We start from the raw sequence: 16,585 nt of genomic DNA, 5'->3' as shown, positions 1-16,585 counted from the left end.
GATGTGACTTCGTCAACGCGTTCATGGCGCCTTTGGCTCGTCCGTCACGGAACCCTCGGCCAGGGGGCAACGCGCCCAACAAACTCCTCGAGCGGGGCACGGCGGGTACGGAAGTGGTCCGACAGGTAGTCCCTTGCCTCCTGCGGCATCGATGTGCTGGGCCTTGCGTTGAACCGCTCGAACTCCATGTGTTCTTGTGTAGCAATCTCGAGGAAGCCGGCAAGCGCAGCGAACTCCCTATCCGGCTCGGCGAAGAAGTCCTCGCTGTACATGATGTGCAATTGCGACCGTGGCACCATGTCCGTCACCGGTTGCAGTAGGTCCAAGTACTCCCCGCGGCTCCGGTACGCGTGGTGACGGTGCGCGAAACTGTAGTAGGCGGGCTCTGCCACGAGCCGCTCACGCTCACCTGCCAGCCGCTCATCCTCTCGCTGGAGCGCAACCATGAATGGCTCTGTCTCGTAACCACGGGCAGTCTCGTGCTTCCATGCGGAAAAGGCTCGCTCGGCAGGGTCTCGAAGCATCGCCACCAGTTTCACGTCCGGCAGGTCGCGCACGGCTCGCTCCAGCGCGAGCGGATGAAACATGTAATAGCCACTCGCCTCGAAGACGACGGGCTGCGTCCCGGGGGGCACACGACGGTTCGCCGTCCGCCTCAGCGGAAAGTGCCCTGCGTACCAGGCTGGCCCCCGGTGGTAGTTGATGTCGAAGTAGTTCACTCCCTTGTGGAAGGAAGGACGCACCACCCGTCGGTGCTGCATCAAGGCTCTGAAGAGTGAGGTGGTCCCACAACGTTGCCCACCGACCAGAAGGAAGTCTGGGGCGAGGCGCCCCTCGGCCGTGTGGCTCCCTAGCGCCACATACCCCGATCGACCGAGCCGCTGAGCCCACGTCGGGGCGACCTTGCGCACCGAGACCTTCACCAGCCCCACCGCTCCATCAGGTTGAGGCTAAAGAGGCTCTCGGCAGCTTCAATGTCGGAGCGCAACTGCTCGCGGATCCATGTTGCATCCTCAGCTGAGATCTGACGGTCAGAGGCCGGCACCGGTTGGTAGAGAAGCCGTTGAACTCGTGGTGACCGCTTTACCCGACCCACAAGTTGGGCGCCGTCCAAGGCCCGCACCACGTTCGCCCCTTGACGGACGGCCCACGCGGCTGGCACGAATCGTGCCCGGCTCGCGGGGAGCTTGCTCTTTAGGTCTTCCTCGGGCAAAACCATGGGGGAGACACCGAGCCACTCGAGCACCGAGTCTACGAATGCCTGGGGGTTTTCCTGCAGGTCGTCAAAGACAGCCACGTGTAGGCAAGCACGCCCGAACATATCGGCATAGCGCTTCAGTTGAGTGCCGTACCGGCCGTGGTCCAGCAATGTCGGCTTCGTCCGAAGGGCCTCGGAGAAGGAGTCTGGGCCTTCACCGTGCTTTCGCATGTAGAGGTATGACGAGTAGGCGCGCTCAACAGGATCGCGTAGCGTCGCCATCATCTTCGGCCTACCTAAGGTGGTGGCAATTCGCGCCGGTGACTCCGCACATGACAGGTAGTCCTGGCAAACCTCACCCACCACGCGTTGATCAGTGACATCAGCGAAGTGGCGCTGATACCACTCCTCTCCCCGGCCGAAGTAGCGGTCGAAGTAGTAGAGGTCTTTGGCCGGAGTGAGATAGATCTCCGGGTGGTTTACAAGCACCTCGTGCAGCCAGGTCGAGCCGGCCTTGTCGGGCCCGATGTAGAGGAAGTTGGGCAGTCGCCTCGTCATTTCCACTCCGCGCCCATGTGCTCGACCGGTCGTCGCGCTGCGTTTGTCCATGTCATCCTCACTCGCTGGGGCGTCCCGATCACTGCAAGAACCGATTGGGAGACGCGTGGCATCTTCTCGCGCCACTCCTCGTCCAGGCGGAGTGGTGTCACGCCAGCCGTGAATCGAGAGGGGTTGCCGGACAACCCATGGCTCGCCCCGAGGTCCGCTTCGTGAGGCCCGAGGTGCCGCAATTCGTCCTCCGGGACGGTCAGTTCCAGTTGATCGAGCGTCTGGCCAATGACCGAGCGGGCACGAGTTGCGAGTTCCTCGTAGGAGAGCAGCACGGTGGGAGTCCCGCTGAGCCGGACAGCGTCCACTTCGCTCTGACAAACCACCCACCGTCCAGCGGCTACGGCGATCCCCTGGTGAAACATCACCTCACGGCCCCCCGTCGCATGTGGCCGCTCCAGGTCGCGCTTGTTCATCGACCACGCCACGCCCCGCACGTCTCGGACAACGTGGACCACACGAAGGTCAAGCCGACTCCGCGACAGGGCCAGCGCCTGTGACGGCCACTTGCTGGCGTCGACGACGACCCGAGCGCCCGCGGTGAGCGCGATGGCTTGATAGAGCTCGCCGTAGCGATCTCGGTAGGTGCCAAGTGAGTCCCGAAACGCCTGACGCTGGTACGGACTCAGCAGGTGTGGGATGTGCCGTTGGCGAGCGACCTGTGACTGGAGCTCGGCCATCTCGGCCACCAGTTCGGAACTCCACCCACCGAAGGCGCGATCACCAACCTCGCACCAGAACGGGCACTGTGAGAAGGGCTCCCCGCAGCCACACAGCTCGTCCCCGGCATACACCCGTCTGAAGATGTCAATGAGTTCGCCGACATTGACGAATCCCGGGATCGCGCCAAGCATGCGCTCGACGAGCGTGCTGCCCGACCGCCCGGAGCCTGCGATAAACACGACAGTTGGTGCCCCAGTCATCACCGACACCTCCCCTTCAATCTGGCCGTCGTCCATCAGGTGCACCACGCGCTGAGCCCTGGGCTGGGCTGGCCTGACTCCATTGGCCTAGACCACAACGTATATGGATAGTATTCTCTTGGTCAAGAGATGTTCAGTTTCGATTGCAAGTTGCGAAGTTGGGGGGACACTTCCGTGGACGAGGAGCCATCGAGTGAGCCATGGGCTCGCCCGGCAGGGCCAAGAGTCGACTCAGCATGGGGCGTGTCCTGTGCCCGATTGTCGAGTGAGTTTCCACTCCGACGTCCGCTCCTGAGGAGGGCCTGATGGAAGCCACAGCGCCCGGCCGAGCACTGCCCTCTGTCATGACTGCAGTGCGGCACCATGTTCCGGCACTACTCGGGATCGTCATGATCTGCCTAGGGCTGGCTGTGGGGTTCGTCATGACCACGACTCCGCTCTACACTTCGACGGCCGCACTGCTCCTAAGCCCGGCACCTGGAAACCCTCTGACAGTCGAGGAGACCGCAAGCACTACGCGTGTCACCGTGGCGATGGAAACCGAGGGCGGCCTGTTGACGACGCCGACGCTGGTAGATCTCACGGGCAAGGTGGTCGGCAGAGCAATCCCTGCCGAGAAGGAGCGAGTTCACACGAGTTCGCCTAGCGGGAGCCAGATACTGGAGATCACGTTCACCAGCACCTCCCCAGAACAAGCCCAACAAGGTGCCCAAGCGTTCGCGGACACCTACCTCGAGTACCGGGAAGGGCGCGCGGTCGCGAACCAAGAGGCACGGATCGAGCGTCTCGAGACACAGGCGACTGCAGCCCAAGACGCACTCACGAACGCATTGGACGGCGCCGCCGACGATCAGTTCTCAGCGCAGGAAGTGGAGATCTACACCACCAGACTCGCGGACATCAACGCGAACATCAGCGCGGCGCGGGTCGAGAGCACAGATCCCGGACGAGTCGTCACGCCCGCCGCAACTCCCACCAGCCCAGCAGGAACCAATCCCTTCCTAATCCTGCTCGCCGGAGGCATCGGCGGCGTCCTGCTCGGAACTCTCATCGCGCTCCTCCTTGAGTGGCGGCGTGACCTCGTGCGTGAGAACGAGGAGCTTGACGTGAGCGGTGTTTCGGTGTTCGCCCGGCTCCCCCAGCGGACACCTCCTGGACTTGTAGTCGGCACAGAGCACAGCTCAGCTCGGAGTTCGGCCGCACATGAGGCCTACCGTCGACTCAGGGCTGGAGTCGTCGCAAACGGACCCCGGCCACACGTTCTCGGCGTCACCGCCGTAGGCGTGCACGAGCACACCTCAGCGGTCGTGGCGAACCTCGCGATATCGCTGGCCGAGGCGCGCTACTCAGTACTAGTTATCGCCGCTGACCCAGGCAGCCACGGTGTCGAGACCCTATTCGAGATATCGGATGCACCCGGACTCGCTGAGGTCCTGTGGGGCACCGTTGAACCACGCGAGGCCATGCGTCAACGAGCAGGCGTCTCGATCCTGCCTGGAGGCGATGTCCTCGCCGCGAGGGAACTACTCGGTGGCCAGGGCTTCCGTGACACCGTGGCCCGGCTCAGCTCCGACTTTGACTACGTGATCATCGCGGCATCAAGCACTGGTACAGCAGATGGCGACGCTGCAATCGCTTCTACGGACTCCGTCCTGCTGTCAGTGACGAGTAGCCGCACGACTCACGCACAGGTGTCCGCCGCTCTGGATCGCTTCCAACGGCTGGGGATCCGGCCTCTCGGAGCCGTCAGCGTTCCTCCGACCCCCGGCGGGACGAGCAGACACGCAGCGCACGGCGGCGTTGGCGCGACAGCCGTGGACTCGCCGGCAGGTGCGGATACCCCTGATGACAGCATGCGCAGAGCCAGCAATGCCGATGCCTGACGGCCTCGGCGACCTTGAGAACATTCTTGGCCAGGTGTGGCCGCCTCCATACCGAGTCGAGGCTTCGTCCCGGCAGGGCCTGCGGAACGCTGAGTTGACCTTCGGCCTCCTGCCACACCCGGGACGCCCGACTCTGCTTGTACCGACGGGCCCCCGCCGGGTCGCCGAATGTGCCGTACGCGGCTACAAGTCGCCGACAACCCGCGGAGGTCGGGTGCGTGCACGGACACTGGGCTGGGCTGCACGCGCTGGTGCGGGCTACCTCTTCCCCTGGACCGTCACGATCAGCGGGCCGAGCGACACCCCGAACCTGGTGAGTCACATCGGCGAGCACCTGAATGAGACTCTCTACGTGGCCATAGCCCTTGGCCCCCCCCGTGCAAACCGCAAACCGGTCCTGCAGTTGATGACGAGCAGTGGCACCCAAGTGTCTTTCGTCAAGGTGGGTATCAACCCGCTCACAGTTAGCCGCGTTCGGGCAGAGGCCAGCGCTCTGGAACACCTGGCCACCTTGGCACTGCCAGGTCTTACGGTGCCCACAATCCTCGACATCCCCCCGTGGAGAGATACTGCGTTCCTCGCCACTCGCCCACTTGATACATGGACCTCTGGAAGCATGGACGACCGGACGCGCGGGAGGGCTCTGCGCACACTGGCAACTGCGGCAGAAGTCGTCACAGCCGAGCTCCGGACCTCCCAATGGTGGCGTGGACTGGCTACACGGCTTGAGGTGCTCGCGGACACACAGGAGGCCAGGAGCCTTCGGGCAGCACAAGGTGCCATCGAGTCTACGATCGGCCACCTCAGAGTCCCGCAGGGACATACGCACGGTGACTGGTCCCCCTGGAATATCGCCGTCCAGGGCACCCAGGTGTCCGCCTGGGACTGGGAGCGCTTCGTGCCCCAGGGTCCTATCGGATACGACGCGATCCATTACGCGGTGCAGGAGGAGGTCCGGCTGCGTGCCAAGCCACCGCGCCAGGCGCTTGAGAGTGTCCTCGAGCGATCCGCACTCATCGTGGGCGAGAATGGTGCCGATCCCGAACTTGGCACCGCGATCTGCGCCTTGTACCTCCTGACTCAAGGCGAGCAGCACCTCACCGACCGCCAACTCGATGCAGGGTCGGAACGAGGGCCCATCTCTGAGTGGCTCGTTCCTGCACTAGAGAGTGCCACCGCTCGGTTGAGAAGAGCCCCACGGTGAGTAGGTCTACCCCTGCCCTGCAGCGCGCTGCGCGCGGTAGTGTCTGGAATCTTTTGGGATCCGGAGTCTCCGGGGTCGCTACGTTCCTCCTGACGGTCGCCGTCACCCGCTTGGCGTCGCAGACCGAGGCAGGCATCTTCTTCTCCGCAACTTCGCTCTTCCTGATGGTGACCAGCCTGGGCCAGTTGGGCGCTAATACCGGGATCGTCTACTTCCTCTCAGGCGCTCGAGCGCGGGGCGAGCTCCACCACGCCACCACCTATATGCGTACGGCCATTCGTCCTGTGCTTGTCGTCGCTGTCGTCCTAGCTGCGGCGCTGTTCCTACTCGCGGACCCATTGGAGAGCCTGCTCAGTCCCGGAGCGAATGGCGGATTTGCCGACTACATGCGGCTCATGGCCCTGTTTGTGCCGTGCGCGGCCGTCCTCAATATCGCGACGTCGGGAACACGCGGCCTGGGCACCATGAAACCCACAGCGGCCCTCGACCAGATGACCCGGCCGGTACTCCAGCTTGTCCTCGTCGGGGTGCTGCTCACCCTCCTCGGCCCCGGAGCCATCAGTTGGGCCTGGTCACTTGCCTACCTGCCCACCGCAGTGTTGGCGTGGTGGTGGTGGAAGCGACTCCGCGAACGAGCAGCACCGCAAGTCATCGACCCCACGTTCCGGCCCGCAGGCGCGTTCTGGCGCTTTAGCGCTCCGCGTGCGCTGGCCGGGGTTGCCCAGGTAGCGATGCAACGCCTGGACATCATTCTGGTCGGTGCTCTGGCTGGCCTCGAGGCAGCTGCCATCTACGGTGCAGCCACACGCTTCCTCGCCCTTGGCCAGATGGTGGGGCGCGCGGTGTCCCTGAGCGTCCAACCCCTTCTCGGGGAATCCCTTGCACACAAAGATTACTCAGGCACAGCGCACCTTTATCAGGCGTCCACCGCGTGGCTAGTACTTGCAACCTGGCCCCTCTATCTGGTCCTCCTCAACTTCGGGGGCACGGTGCTCGGAATATTCGGTGACGGGTACTCCATGGGAGATAGCGCCTTGCTCATCCTTTGCGCAGCCATGCTTGTGGCGACCGCATGCGGGATGGTCGACATGGTCCTAATCATGGCGGGAAGGTCGTTTTGGAACCTGACCAACGTCCTCATAGCGCTCGCGACAAACATCTCATTAGACTTCCTTCTGATCCCCAGTCACGGCGTTCTGGGGGCGGCCGTGGGCTGGGCCGCAGCACTGCTCCTAGGCAATTTGTTACCCCTTGCGCAGGTGTTCCACTGGTTCCGTCTGCACCCCTTCGGCGGGGCAACCCTGCTGGCCATTGCAGCCAGCGCCGTACCCTTCGGCCTGCTGCCCCTCGCTCTCGGGGCGGTCCTTAGCGGAGGCGCCCACTTCGTCACCAGCTTGGCGCTCGGGTTCGTCGTCTATGGCGGAGCGCTCTTCCTGCTGCGACGGCAACTTCAACTAGGAGTGCTAGTCAGTGCGCTCCGGAAGAGGAAGGCGGGACGCAAGCAGTCCTTCTCGTCCACGTAGGGTGTCCCTGCCCAGCCACGAACTGCGACAGAGTCAGGGAGCGGGCCGCTCCGAGACTCGGAGGCTTCGTTGCTCGAGAGCTTCGCGAACTGCTGCCGTCTCTTCGTCTAGACGCTGCACGTCCCGACTGGCGAAATGATCACGCCAGGCATCTGCCACCACTGCGGGGTCGCGGTGCAGGTTGTGCAGAGCCTGCTCATTTGCAGCCCGAACCCCGCTTGGGTGTATGAGTTGTTGCGTGGCACTCGTCCATGTCAGCTCGAGGGCCTGGAAGAGCCGCCGAGCCGCGGCGTCACCTCCGATCGCGACGTCACGGTGAGACACCACATCGACTGCTTCCGGCGAGGTATCGCGCAATGCCATCCCATACAGGGCGCTCCAGAACCAGGCGAGAGCACTGACGTCATCCTGTCCATCCCGGGGCAGCACCACACCGTCGGTCGGTCCGTATTTAGCGATAAACTGCGAGATGATCGGCACGAGTTCCTCTGTGTCTGGCGTCCACCCCATGCGCCGGTAACTCGCGAGTGCGGCCCCCGGGTGCCGATAAACCAGAACGGCTCGTGCTCCTGTGACCCGCTGAATTGCGGGTATGGACAGCATCGCGAACGGATCCTTCACGATGCATCGAATGTTGGGCAGGCCAGCGATCCACTGGCGGTGTCCATAGCGGCTATAGGTCCAAGGGTTGATACCAGCGTAGGCACGCCGCAAGATGCGAACCTGCTGAACAGTGGGCTGGGTCAGCCGCACCCAACCGGGAAGCGTGCCGGAGAGTGCGTACTGACGCCCTCGGGGATTCATGGGTTCCCGGCCGGGAAGTGCCGTCCTGAGTCCGGAGGCCAGCAGTCGCGCCAGCCACGTTGTTCCTGAACGCGGCATCCCAGTCACCAGAATGGGGGGCGGCCTCATCAAGGCGTGTGCGTCAGGTGGCCCCACGCGTCACCCCCCACCGAGGATTCCGGACTGAGGTTGTCATCGGCATGCACACTCTGAGGCGTCGAGCGATGCACTTTTTGATTCCGCGTTCTCCGCTCATTCCACGACACAAGCAGAAGGGTCCCGCACACCAGGAGGATCCCGACAAACGCTTCGTGGACACGCCCCAGGTAGTTCAGACTCATACTGGACCACTGATCACCGACTCTGGCAGATCGTCCAAGCGCCGAGACCACGATGGGCGTTAACACGAGGACAGCGTAGAACAACGCGCGACGCACAAGGTGTAGACGTGCTGCAGACGGATCCAGCATCCACCGCTCCACGAGGTCGAGAGCGACGACACTCAGGAGGACTAGGAAGATTCCCTCACCGAGGTAGATGACCCAGTTATCCGAGTCCATGCTCACCCCAGGCACCGGGCGAGCCCTGAACATGCCCAAGCCGACGGTGATCAAGATTGCACATACCAACGCTGATGGAACCCATCGGGCGAGGGGGCGCCTCAGTGTGAGGTAGGGCAACAAGATGCCTAGCGCAATGGCGGGCTCGTTCAAGGTCTTGACAGAGCCGAGCAGCGAACTGTTCAGGAGGCCCAAGCCGATCGTGAGCCACAGTAAACCGAGCAGGATGGAGACTGGGATGGTCCACCGAGTACCAGGTTGTCGCGCGATAAAGTAGATCCACGGCGTGAGAACCGCCGCGAAAAGGTATCCCTCGCTGTTGTACACGATTTTAGAGGCAAAGGCAGGTGGCAGGAACTCGCTCGTGAGCCCCGCCGCGCCCGCTGCGAGGAGCAGGAGTAGCCCCATTGACACAACCAGAACCACCCAGGTCTCCGCTCCTGAAGAGGCGCCTCTCGCAGCGGGTCCGGGCTCCGTTTCAGGCACGACCCCTCATCCCCGTCGTTGACCCCACGTCAGCACCCAACTTCCGCAACGTCACCCGCAGGTAGATCTTCTACAAGATCTACCGCCGCGTTCCACTCCTCCAAAGCGCCCTGCTGATCGCCGGCATCGACCAGTCCGACGGCATACTCCCAGTGCGCGTAGATCTCGCGTGCCATCTCGATCTCATCCTCGGCACTCGGAACCTGCCAGGCCAGTCCTTCCCACACGCCCAGGTCGTCACTCAGCGACAGTGCCGCGATGCGTAGCATCTGGTCATCCAACTGTCCCTCGACGAGCACACGGGCGCTGAGTTCCTCCAGGTGGGGGCGGTTCAGGTTGCACAGCGTGCCCACCACACCTTCGGCTGGCTCCGGACTGTCAGGTCCGTAGATCTCACGGATCTCGTCATTTGGAATGGCTGGCACCGGCAACTCAGCACGAGTTGGTTTGACGTCTCCTTCGGACGTGACTGCTTCCTGAACCGACGGCTCCTCACCGCTGGCCTCGCTCCGAGATTCCTCGCCACCCGTCGTTGTAGATGCTGCATCTGTTGTCATTGCCGGGCGATCAACCGCGAGAGCTTCGGCAGTCGGGCGGGGTGTGGACGGAGATTGAGACGCTGCCACAGCCGCGGGCGGATCGTCAGTACTCGCGCTTGAACATCCGGTCAAACCCACAAGAAGCCCCAGTGCGATGAAGGGCAGACAGTACCTGCGCACGTCACTGCCCTTCTTTGCCAGCGCTTGGGCTGTCATAGCGCTGCTGACCTTCATGGCCGAAGAATGAGGGTCATGGACACGGCCCTGGCCGCTGGGCCATCCGCCTGTGCGATCAGGCCGCCATACCAGCCCGGTGATGCCGACTCCGCGACCAGCAAGGAACTGACGCGCCCGCCACCGGTCCCGACCTGCATCGACAGAACCGATGGTCCTTCGGGGGCGATCCAATCTCCGGTGGCGCCTGCACGATCAGACCAATAGGTCAAGGCGACACGGTCTGGGCCGCTGACCTGAACCACGGGTGACGTGTGTGCAGCCGCGTCACGTTCAGTCTCGACCTCTAGGACCTCGACTGGCTCCCCAGCGGTTCCGCGATAGACGACAACGGTCAGATCCCACTTAGTTCTGGTGTCACTCGACACTGTGACCGTTTGACCTGCCTCCGCACCATCGGCAACGCGCGAGTACAGCCTGGTTGAGATCGGAGCGTCAATGGTCTCGTCCTCAACCTCCCACGGACCCACGCCGCTGGGGCCCGACACCGCGCTGTTGTTGCTTGCGGTCAGGAAAGCAAAGATCGTGTCCCCAACTTCAATCTCCGTGGGAAGCTGCACAGACACGGAGTTCGCGTGGGCCTGCGTTGGTGCGACACCAACCAGTTCCGGCTCCCCGGTCGTGACCTCGTCGCTGACTACGACATCCGTGGTGATCTCACCTGTTGCGCCGTCGTCATCGGTCACGATCAACTGAACGGTGAAGGTGCCTGCCTCGGTGAACGCGTGATTGGTTGTCGCCTCACCACTCGTCTCCCCGTCACCAAAGTCCCAGGCGTACGTTGCGATCGTGCCATCTGAGTCCGACGACCCAGAGGCGTCGAAGTCGCACTCCAGCATGGTGCACGACACATCAATCGCCGCTTCTGGGGCTTCGTTGCTAGGTGGCCCGGCTACGCCGGGCGCAAGGATGAGCGTCATTGACATGGCCCGCGAGGTGGGGGCATCGGTCTGCGCGATCAATCCACCGTATGGTCCTGGTGCCGCAGGTTCGGACACGATCAGTGAACTCACCCGTCCACCACCGGTTCCAACTTGCGTCGACACGACTGTGGGGCCGACTGGAGGAGTCCACTGTGTGGTAGACCCGCCGCGATCGGACCAATAGGTCAGCCCAAGTCGGTCTTGCCCATTGACCTGGACGATAGGCGAGATATGGGCAGAGACATTGCGAACCGTGTCGACGGCCAGCACCTCAACAGGCTCCCCAGCTGCACCCCTATATGCCACGATCGTCAGGTCCCACTTTGTCAAAGAAGATCCCGAAACGGTCACGGTCTGACCAGATTCCGTGCCATCCGCCACTCGTGTGAACAGACGTGTTGCCATTGGCGAGTCAATGGACTCTTCCTTCAGCTCCCAGTCACCCACGCCATTGGGTCCGCTGACACCTCCATCATTGCTCGCCGTCAGAAAGGCCAGGATTGTGTCGCCAGCCTGGACCTCTGCGGGGATGGGGGCAGACACCGACGTCGCGTGTGCCTGCGTTGCGGACACGCCCACCTGTTCGGGTTCACCGGTGCTGACTTCATCAGACACCACAACCTGGGTGCTGGCCTCGCCCGTTGCTCCGTCGTCATCCGTGACAGTGAGAGTCACGGTGAACTCGCCAGCCTCGGCAAAGTCATGGCTTGGTCCTGGGGCTGAGCTCGCAGCGCCATCCCCGAATTGCCAGGCGTATGCCGCGATGGTGCCGTCTGGGTCTGTGGAGCTTGAACCGTCGAAGTCGCACGCCAATTGGGTGCACGTCACGTCGATCGCGGCCACCGGGGGCTGGTTGCCCACGGTCACCTCGACGACTTCGGTCACCGTGTCGGACAGATCGCCGTCGTCAGTCACTGTGAGGGACACCGAGTACGTGCCGCTTGCAGCAAAGGTGTGCGAGGTTTCAGCGTCAGTGCTGGTTGCGCTATCCCCAAAGTCCCACAGATAGGACGCGATGGACCCATCCGAGTCAGACGACTCAGTGCCGTCGAAATCACAAGCCAGCTCGACACAGGTCACGTCGATCGCAGCCTCTGGCGCAACGTTGTCGAGCGCCACGGTCACGTCCTGTGACGCAGTGTCCGTAGCTCCTGCATTGTCCGTCACCGTCAGGGACACCGGATAAGTGCCTGCTGCCGGGAAGGTGTGCGTCGCCTCGGCGTCGGAACTGCTTGCACCGCCACCAAAGCCCCAACTGTAGGCAGTGATCTCTCCGTCATTGTCGGACGAGCCAAGGCCATTAAAATTGCACTCCAACTCGTCACACGACACGTTGATTGCCGCCACCGGCGGACTATTCACCACCTCTACCGTGACGTCCTGCGAGTCGGTGCCAGTGGCTCCGTCATCGTCTGTCACGGTCAAGGAGACGCCGTAGGTCCCAGCCGAGCTGAAGGTGTGGGTCGGAGCGGCCTCGGTCGATGTGCCACCGTCACCAAAGTCCCACGCGTAGGAGGCAATCGAACCGTCGCTGTCCGTCGAGCCTGAACTGTCGAAGGAGCACTCCAGCCCGCTGCAGTCCACGCTCAGCTCTGCGACCGGCGCCTCATTGGGGACCTGCGGCGCTGGCCCGTCCGCCAGGAAGAGCGAAGAGGTCCTCCAATCCATCCCATCAACGGCCGGACCGCTCACGACTGTTGCGCTGCCTTGGGCAACTCCGTCATTCCACCCTATGCGTGACAGAGTGCCAGAGACTGAGTTGCTGAAGTACAAATTCTCCCCGGCGGGATCGAAGAAGATCTCGCCCACGTTCGCTTGATTAAAGCCGGGGACCGTCAACGTCCGCTCACGCATGACGCCGCTGTCCGGCGAGAAGCCCCGCCCAAAGAGGGAGTCGGATCCGGCGCGAGTGTAATACATGACGTGATCTTGGTAGGCCAGGCCACGCACAGTGGACATCTGAGCGTAAAAACTTGGCTGACGGCCGTCGTAGGTTGAGGATCCTGACCCCGTCGGGTAACCAGACCACTTTGGATCCGTGTAGGGATCAATTACACTGGCAGGGCCATAGGTCGTTCCGTTGAAGGTCCGACGATAAAAAGTCTGGTCGGCAGTCACGTAGTAGAGTTGACCGTCAATCATCTCCGCGCCACGGACTGTGGCCCAGTCAATGTCACTGCTGGGTGCCGCACTTGAGCCATGGGTGATTGAGCTTCCGGTGAACCAGACGCGACGCAAATCTGGGTCCTCGGGGTCTGGGGTGGGCGCATCAGACTGTCGAACAATCTCGATGCCGTTGATCAGAGGGTTTTCAACCACGTGCTGGAGTTGGATGTCGACGGCTCCGTCGGAGGTGATGTCGAATTCCTTCGCTGTCCCGGTGTCGTGCCCGACGTCTGCCGCGATGTCGTAGTCGTTCAGGACCGTCGCGCCATCGAGCACCACATCAAACACGCGGTCGCCGGGATTACCCGTGCCCGCGTAGCGGTTGGCGAAGTAGAGCCTGACCGTGATCTCCTCACCGGCGTCGACCGGGATCGACCAGGTCATCTCCTCCCCGTCCGCGGGATCCCACCGTTCGGCACCGAACACCTCGAGGGGGGTTGTGGCTCGGACATTGGCGGTCACGGTCGGCACGGGACCGTAGGGCGCGACGTTGCTGCCGCTATTGCGCCACGGGCTGTCTGCCGACTCGTCAGCGGCCCAGTCAGGTCCGGAATCGAGGGCGGGAAGCTCCGGCCCTGCCGCGTTAACTCGGAATAGCACGTCCTCCGGAGTCGTCGCCTGGGCACCGACGTAGTAAACGTTCGATGGCAGAGTCCCCGTATCCCCACTCCCTAGGCTGTAACCTCCTTGACGCGGAAAAAAAGCTAAGCGCGGCCTGCGGTACTCAAACTTTCCGATCCACTCGTTGTCGCTACCAATCCACAAGCCAGACTCGGTAACGGTGGCGGCCTCAGCTCCAATCCCGCGAGGGTGCCGCGCGGGGTTCCACGTCAGGGGAACACCGCTTTGTGCGTCGAAGCCCTGCAAACCTGGGCGGGCGACAGCACCTAACTGTGCATAGTCGGAAGCATTCTCGTTGTTGGCCCAGCGCTGATGCCCACCCGTGTATACGGCGGTGTCGCTGGCAGTCACGCTGAGGACGGAGTCGCCCCCGCTCCAGTCAACCCACGACGGTTGAACATCGTCGCCCGAATCGGCGATATCAAAGCGAGCCACCGAGTCGCAGAGTGAGTTGTTGACACCACCACCCGTTGTTGCCACGACGAAATAGCCACCATCAGGTGAGACCGAAATGTCGCGCATATAGGTGTCGAAGGCCCATGAATAGCACGCATCTTCATAACCATTCGTCTTCCAGTCGGAGCGAACCTCAGCGGTCGACCCTGTCAGATCGATCAGGACCATCTGACGACGCGTCAACCCATCGGCCTTGCGGAAGTTGCCCACGGCAGCAAGGGTCGTGCCAGCTGGGTCGACGGCAATCTGAGACGCACCCACTGCCGCCCGAGCGCCGCTCGACCCCGGTGTCCAGTTGTGGTTCTCGGTGAGTTCCACATCAAGGAAGTCCAGCCGAGCACCCGTGGTCGCGTTAAGTGCCACCAATCCGCCGCGGCCCTGACCGCCGACCTGACTAAACAAACCAGCGGCGTAGAGTCGGTCCCCGGAGAGCGCCAGGTCCCTCACCTGACCATTGATGCCCGGCACCTGGAAGGATGACACGATCGAACCGTCGTTGGTGTTGAGCAGGAAGATCCGGCCGCTCTGGCCGTTGATGCCCGCAAACGTGCCCCCCACATAGACCGTGTTAGCGACGGGCCCAGGAATGACGGCGTTCACCTGCCCGCTGGGGATGCTGGGGTTGAAGGCCGACCGAATGACCCCACTGGAAGCGTCGAACGCGATAATCCGCTGACGTCCAAGGCCTGGGCTTCCCCAAGACTGCGACACGTCCGTGAATGAACCTCCCACGACCATCGTGTTGCCGACCTGCGTGATCGACAGGACCTTGCCGTTCAGGACAGCGGGCGTCCAGGCAGCAGGGACCGCAGACACAACTCCTTCGTGAGACATTCCCGGAACCTCCGCCATGGGTAATGCCGCGCCGGGCGCAGCAGCGACGATTGGAGGTGGCGCTGCCAAGGCTGGAAGCGCCAGCCCCATCGCCGTAGCCATGGCGGTTAAGGCCACCAGCAAGAATCGGGACAGTGCGCGGAACGTAGCAGTCATGCTGGGCTCTCCCTCGAGCGGACGCCAGCCCCCAGTAGGCCGACATTGGCGAGTATGCACCCCTTGGACCAATTTGGCTAGACCCTTTACTGACTTTATTTTTACTGTCTCTTTACCTCAGCGTGCAGGGTCGTGGCTCGCTCCGCCGCCCTGCTCCGCCTCGTTGACAGGCGTCTTCCCATGGGGTGGCTCAGCGCGAAGCGGCCATTCGTGCCTCCCGAGCACCGCGCCATAGAACGCCGGCTCACCGTGCATCCGCCTGACAGCACCCCAGAGCACCGGTCCGAGGACCACGGCACCCGCACCGATCAATCCGACTGTTACTGGTGGCACCCCCACCATCGCCAAACCAGTCAGGCTCAAAACGATCGCGATCCCGCGGCGGATCACGCCAGGTGGCACCCAACTGGCGAGCTGGGCTCCCAGAAATGTCCCCGGCACGCCCCCGATGATCAGTGGGATCAGGATCGACCAGGTGACGCCCGTGACAATGACGTGGCTGACGGCTGCCGCCACGACGAGCGGGATCGCCTGGAGCAGGTCTGTTCCCACCAAGCGCACCGCAGTGAGAGTTGGATAGAGGAGCAGCAAGCTCACCATGATCAGCGATCCAGCGCCCACGCTGGTGATGCCAACGAGCAGGCCACCCAGCATTCCCACGAGCACGGTCGCAATCGGGCGCAGCTTGGGGTTGGGGTCGGTGCCCGGAGGCCTTGATCCGCGCAACTCGAAATAGACCCGCGAGATGAAAGTCACCGCGGTGAGCAGCAGAGCGATGCCGATCGCCAGCTTCACGAACTGCTGCTGGGTCTCGCCAGCGCCGACCCGATCGATGATGAAGGCCCCGGCAAACGCGAACGGCACCGACCCGACGATCAGCAGGCCGGCGAGTTTGACGTTCGGCGAGCCGTGTTTCCAGTGCACGGCAGCCCCCACCGACTTGTTCACCGCCGCCGCGACGAGGTCGTTTGCGACGGCTGCGGTGGGCGGGATCCCCAGCAGGATGAGGGCCGGCGTCATGAGGGCGCCGCCGCCCATCCCGGTCAGCCCCACCACGATGCCCACGGCAAAGCTGACGGCCAGCAACGCCATCGCATCCTGGGTCAGCCAGTCCACGGGCACCCCACCGGCTCTCCCTCAGGACACGTCACCGATGCAGTGTGCCAGTTCACGGGAGGGTAAGGGAAGAGTAAAGTCGAGGAAATCTCTCGAGAATCACGAAACGCCCCCGGCATCCCGGAGGCGTTCGCGTTCTGTCTCAACACAGAGCGCGCCCGGCAGGATTCGAACCTGCAACCTTCTGATCCGTAGTCAGATGCTCTATCCGTTGAGCTACGGGCGCACAACAGCCGACTCAACGTCGGCCGCGAGGGATCACGATACCGGAGGTCACGCGTGCGCACGAAATCAGGCGACTCCCGGGTGACCCAACTCACCACGTGGAACGCGTGACCGCGCCCATGGTGCAACGTTAGGTTGGCCCTCGA

10 protein-coding genes and 1 tRNA gene are annotated in these 16,585 nt (G+C 63.1%); 2 read left to right on the top strand and 9 right to left on the bottom strand.

Going from position 1 to position 16,585, the window contains the following annotated elements; all coding sequences use genetic code 11:
- Positions 1-44: 44 nt before the first annotated feature.
- From NF556_RS01960 to NF556_RS01950, 3 genes are read right to left on the bottom strand one after another with little or no spacing between them, the layout of a single operon-like run.
- Positions 45-860, bottom strand: a complete 816-nt coding sequence (locus NF556_RS01960) for a sulfotransferase domain-containing protein (RefSeq protein WP_256829350.1) — start codon at positions 858-860, stop codon at positions 45-47.
- Positions 861-919: 59 nt separating this feature from the next.
- Complete coding sequence (locus tag NF556_RS01955; protein WP_252593829.1) at positions 920-1,756, bottom strand: sulfotransferase domain-containing protein; 837 nt, start codon at positions 1,754-1,756, stop codon at positions 920-922.
- Positions 1,753-2,766 carry a sulfotransferase gene (locus tag NF556_RS01950; RefSeq protein ID WP_252593828.1) on the bottom strand — a complete coding sequence of 338 codons (1,014 nt, stop codon included), beginning with the start codon at positions 2,764-2,766 and terminating at the stop codon, positions 1,753-1,755. The genes NF556_RS01955 and NF556_RS01950 overlap by 4 nt, the downstream gene beginning before the upstream one ends.
- A 269-nt stretch (positions 2,767-3,035) precedes the next feature.
- Here NF556_RS01950 and NF556_RS01945 point away from each other — a divergent pair, with 269 nt between their 5' ends.
- Together NF556_RS01945 and NF556_RS01940 are read left to right on the top strand one after the other, a co-directional pair.
- Positions 3,036-4,613 (top strand): hypothetical protein, encoded by a 1,578-nt coding sequence (locus NF556_RS01945; protein ID WP_252593827.1) that lies wholly within the window; start codon positions 3,036-3,038, stop codon positions 4,611-4,613.
- 1,146 nt (positions 4,614-5,759) lie between these two features.
- Positions 5,760-7,340, top strand: coding sequence for an oligosaccharide flippase family protein (locus tag NF556_RS01940; RefSeq protein WP_345780134.1), 1,581 nt, complete (start codon positions 5,760-5,762; stop codon positions 7,338-7,340).
- A gap of 33 nt (positions 7,341-7,373) precedes the next feature.
- Here the strand turns inward: NF556_RS01940 and NF556_RS01935 are convergent, their stop codons facing one another.
- The 6 genes from NF556_RS01935 to NF556_RS01910 all read right to left on the bottom strand — a co-directional run bounded on the left by NF556_RS01935 (position 7,374) and on the right by NF556_RS01910 (position 16,440).
- Complete coding sequence (locus tag NF556_RS01935; RefSeq protein WP_256829347.1) at positions 7,374-8,252, bottom strand: sulfotransferase; 879 nt, start codon at positions 8,250-8,252, stop codon at positions 7,374-7,376.
- On the bottom strand, positions 8,252-9,169 hold the full coding sequence (locus NF556_RS01930) for a hypothetical protein (protein ID WP_252593824.1): 918 nt from the start codon (positions 9,167-9,169) through the stop codon (positions 8,252-8,254). The genes NF556_RS01935 and NF556_RS01930 overlap by 1 nt, the downstream gene beginning before the upstream one ends.
- Positions 9,170-9,198: 29 nt before the next feature.
- Positions 9,199-9,942, bottom strand: a complete 744-nt coding sequence (locus NF556_RS01925) for a hypothetical protein (protein ID WP_252593823.1) — start codon at positions 9,940-9,942, stop codon at positions 9,199-9,201.
- Complete coding sequence (locus NF556_RS01920) at positions 9,939-15,098, bottom strand: PKD domain-containing protein (RefSeq protein ID WP_252593822.1); 5,160 nt, start codon at positions 15,096-15,098, stop codon at positions 9,939-9,941. Before NF556_RS01920 ends, NF556_RS01925 begins: the two co-directional genes overlap by 4 nt.
- Positions 15,099-15,215: 117 nt before the next feature.
- The gene (locus NF556_RS01915; RefSeq protein ID WP_252593821.1) at positions 15,216-16,214 is read right to left on the bottom strand and encodes a sulfite exporter TauE/SafE family protein; all 999 of its coding nucleotides are present in this window, start codon (positions 16,212-16,214) and stop codon (positions 15,216-15,218) included.
- Between the two features lie 153 nt (positions 16,215-16,367).
- Positions 16,368-16,440: transfer RNA gene (locus NF556_RS01910), tRNA-Arg, on the bottom strand.
- Between the last annotated feature and the right edge of the window lie 145 nt (positions 16,441-16,585).

Origin of the sequence: Ornithinimicrobium faecis, assembly GCF_023923225.1 — a bacterium.
Lineage (GTDB): Bacteria > Actinomycetota > Actinomycetes > Actinomycetales > Dermatophilaceae > Ornithinicoccus > Ornithinicoccus faecis.
This window is presented reverse-complemented; position numbering and strand designations above follow the sequence as displayed.

What these genes read in the sequence shown, in the direction of transcription:
- NF556_RS01955 (WP_252593829.1), bottom strand. Translation starts at nt 1,756, where the DNA reads ATGACGAGGCGACTGCCCAACTTCCTCTACATCGGGCCCGACAAGGCC.
- NF556_RS01950 (WP_252593828.1), bottom strand. Translation starts at nt 2,766, where the DNA reads ATGGACGACGGCCAGATTGAAGGGGAGGTGTCGGTGATGACTGGGGCA.
- NF556_RS01920 (WP_252593822.1), bottom strand. Translation starts at nt 15,098, where the DNA reads ATGACTGCTACGTTCCGCGCACTGTCCCGATTCTTGCTGGTGGCCTTA.
- NF556_RS01925 (WP_252593823.1), bottom strand. Translation starts at nt 9,942, where the DNA reads ATGAAGGTCAGCAGCGCTATGACAGCCCAAGCGCTGGCAAAGAAGGGC.
- NF556_RS01945 (WP_252593827.1), top strand. Translation starts at nt 3,036, where the DNA reads ATGGAAGCCACAGCGCCCGGCCGAGCACTGCCCTCTGTCATGACTGCA.
- NF556_RS01935 (WP_256829347.1), bottom strand. Translation starts at nt 8,252, where the DNA reads ATGAGGCCGCCCCCCATTCTGGTGACTGGGATGCCGCGTTCAGGAACA.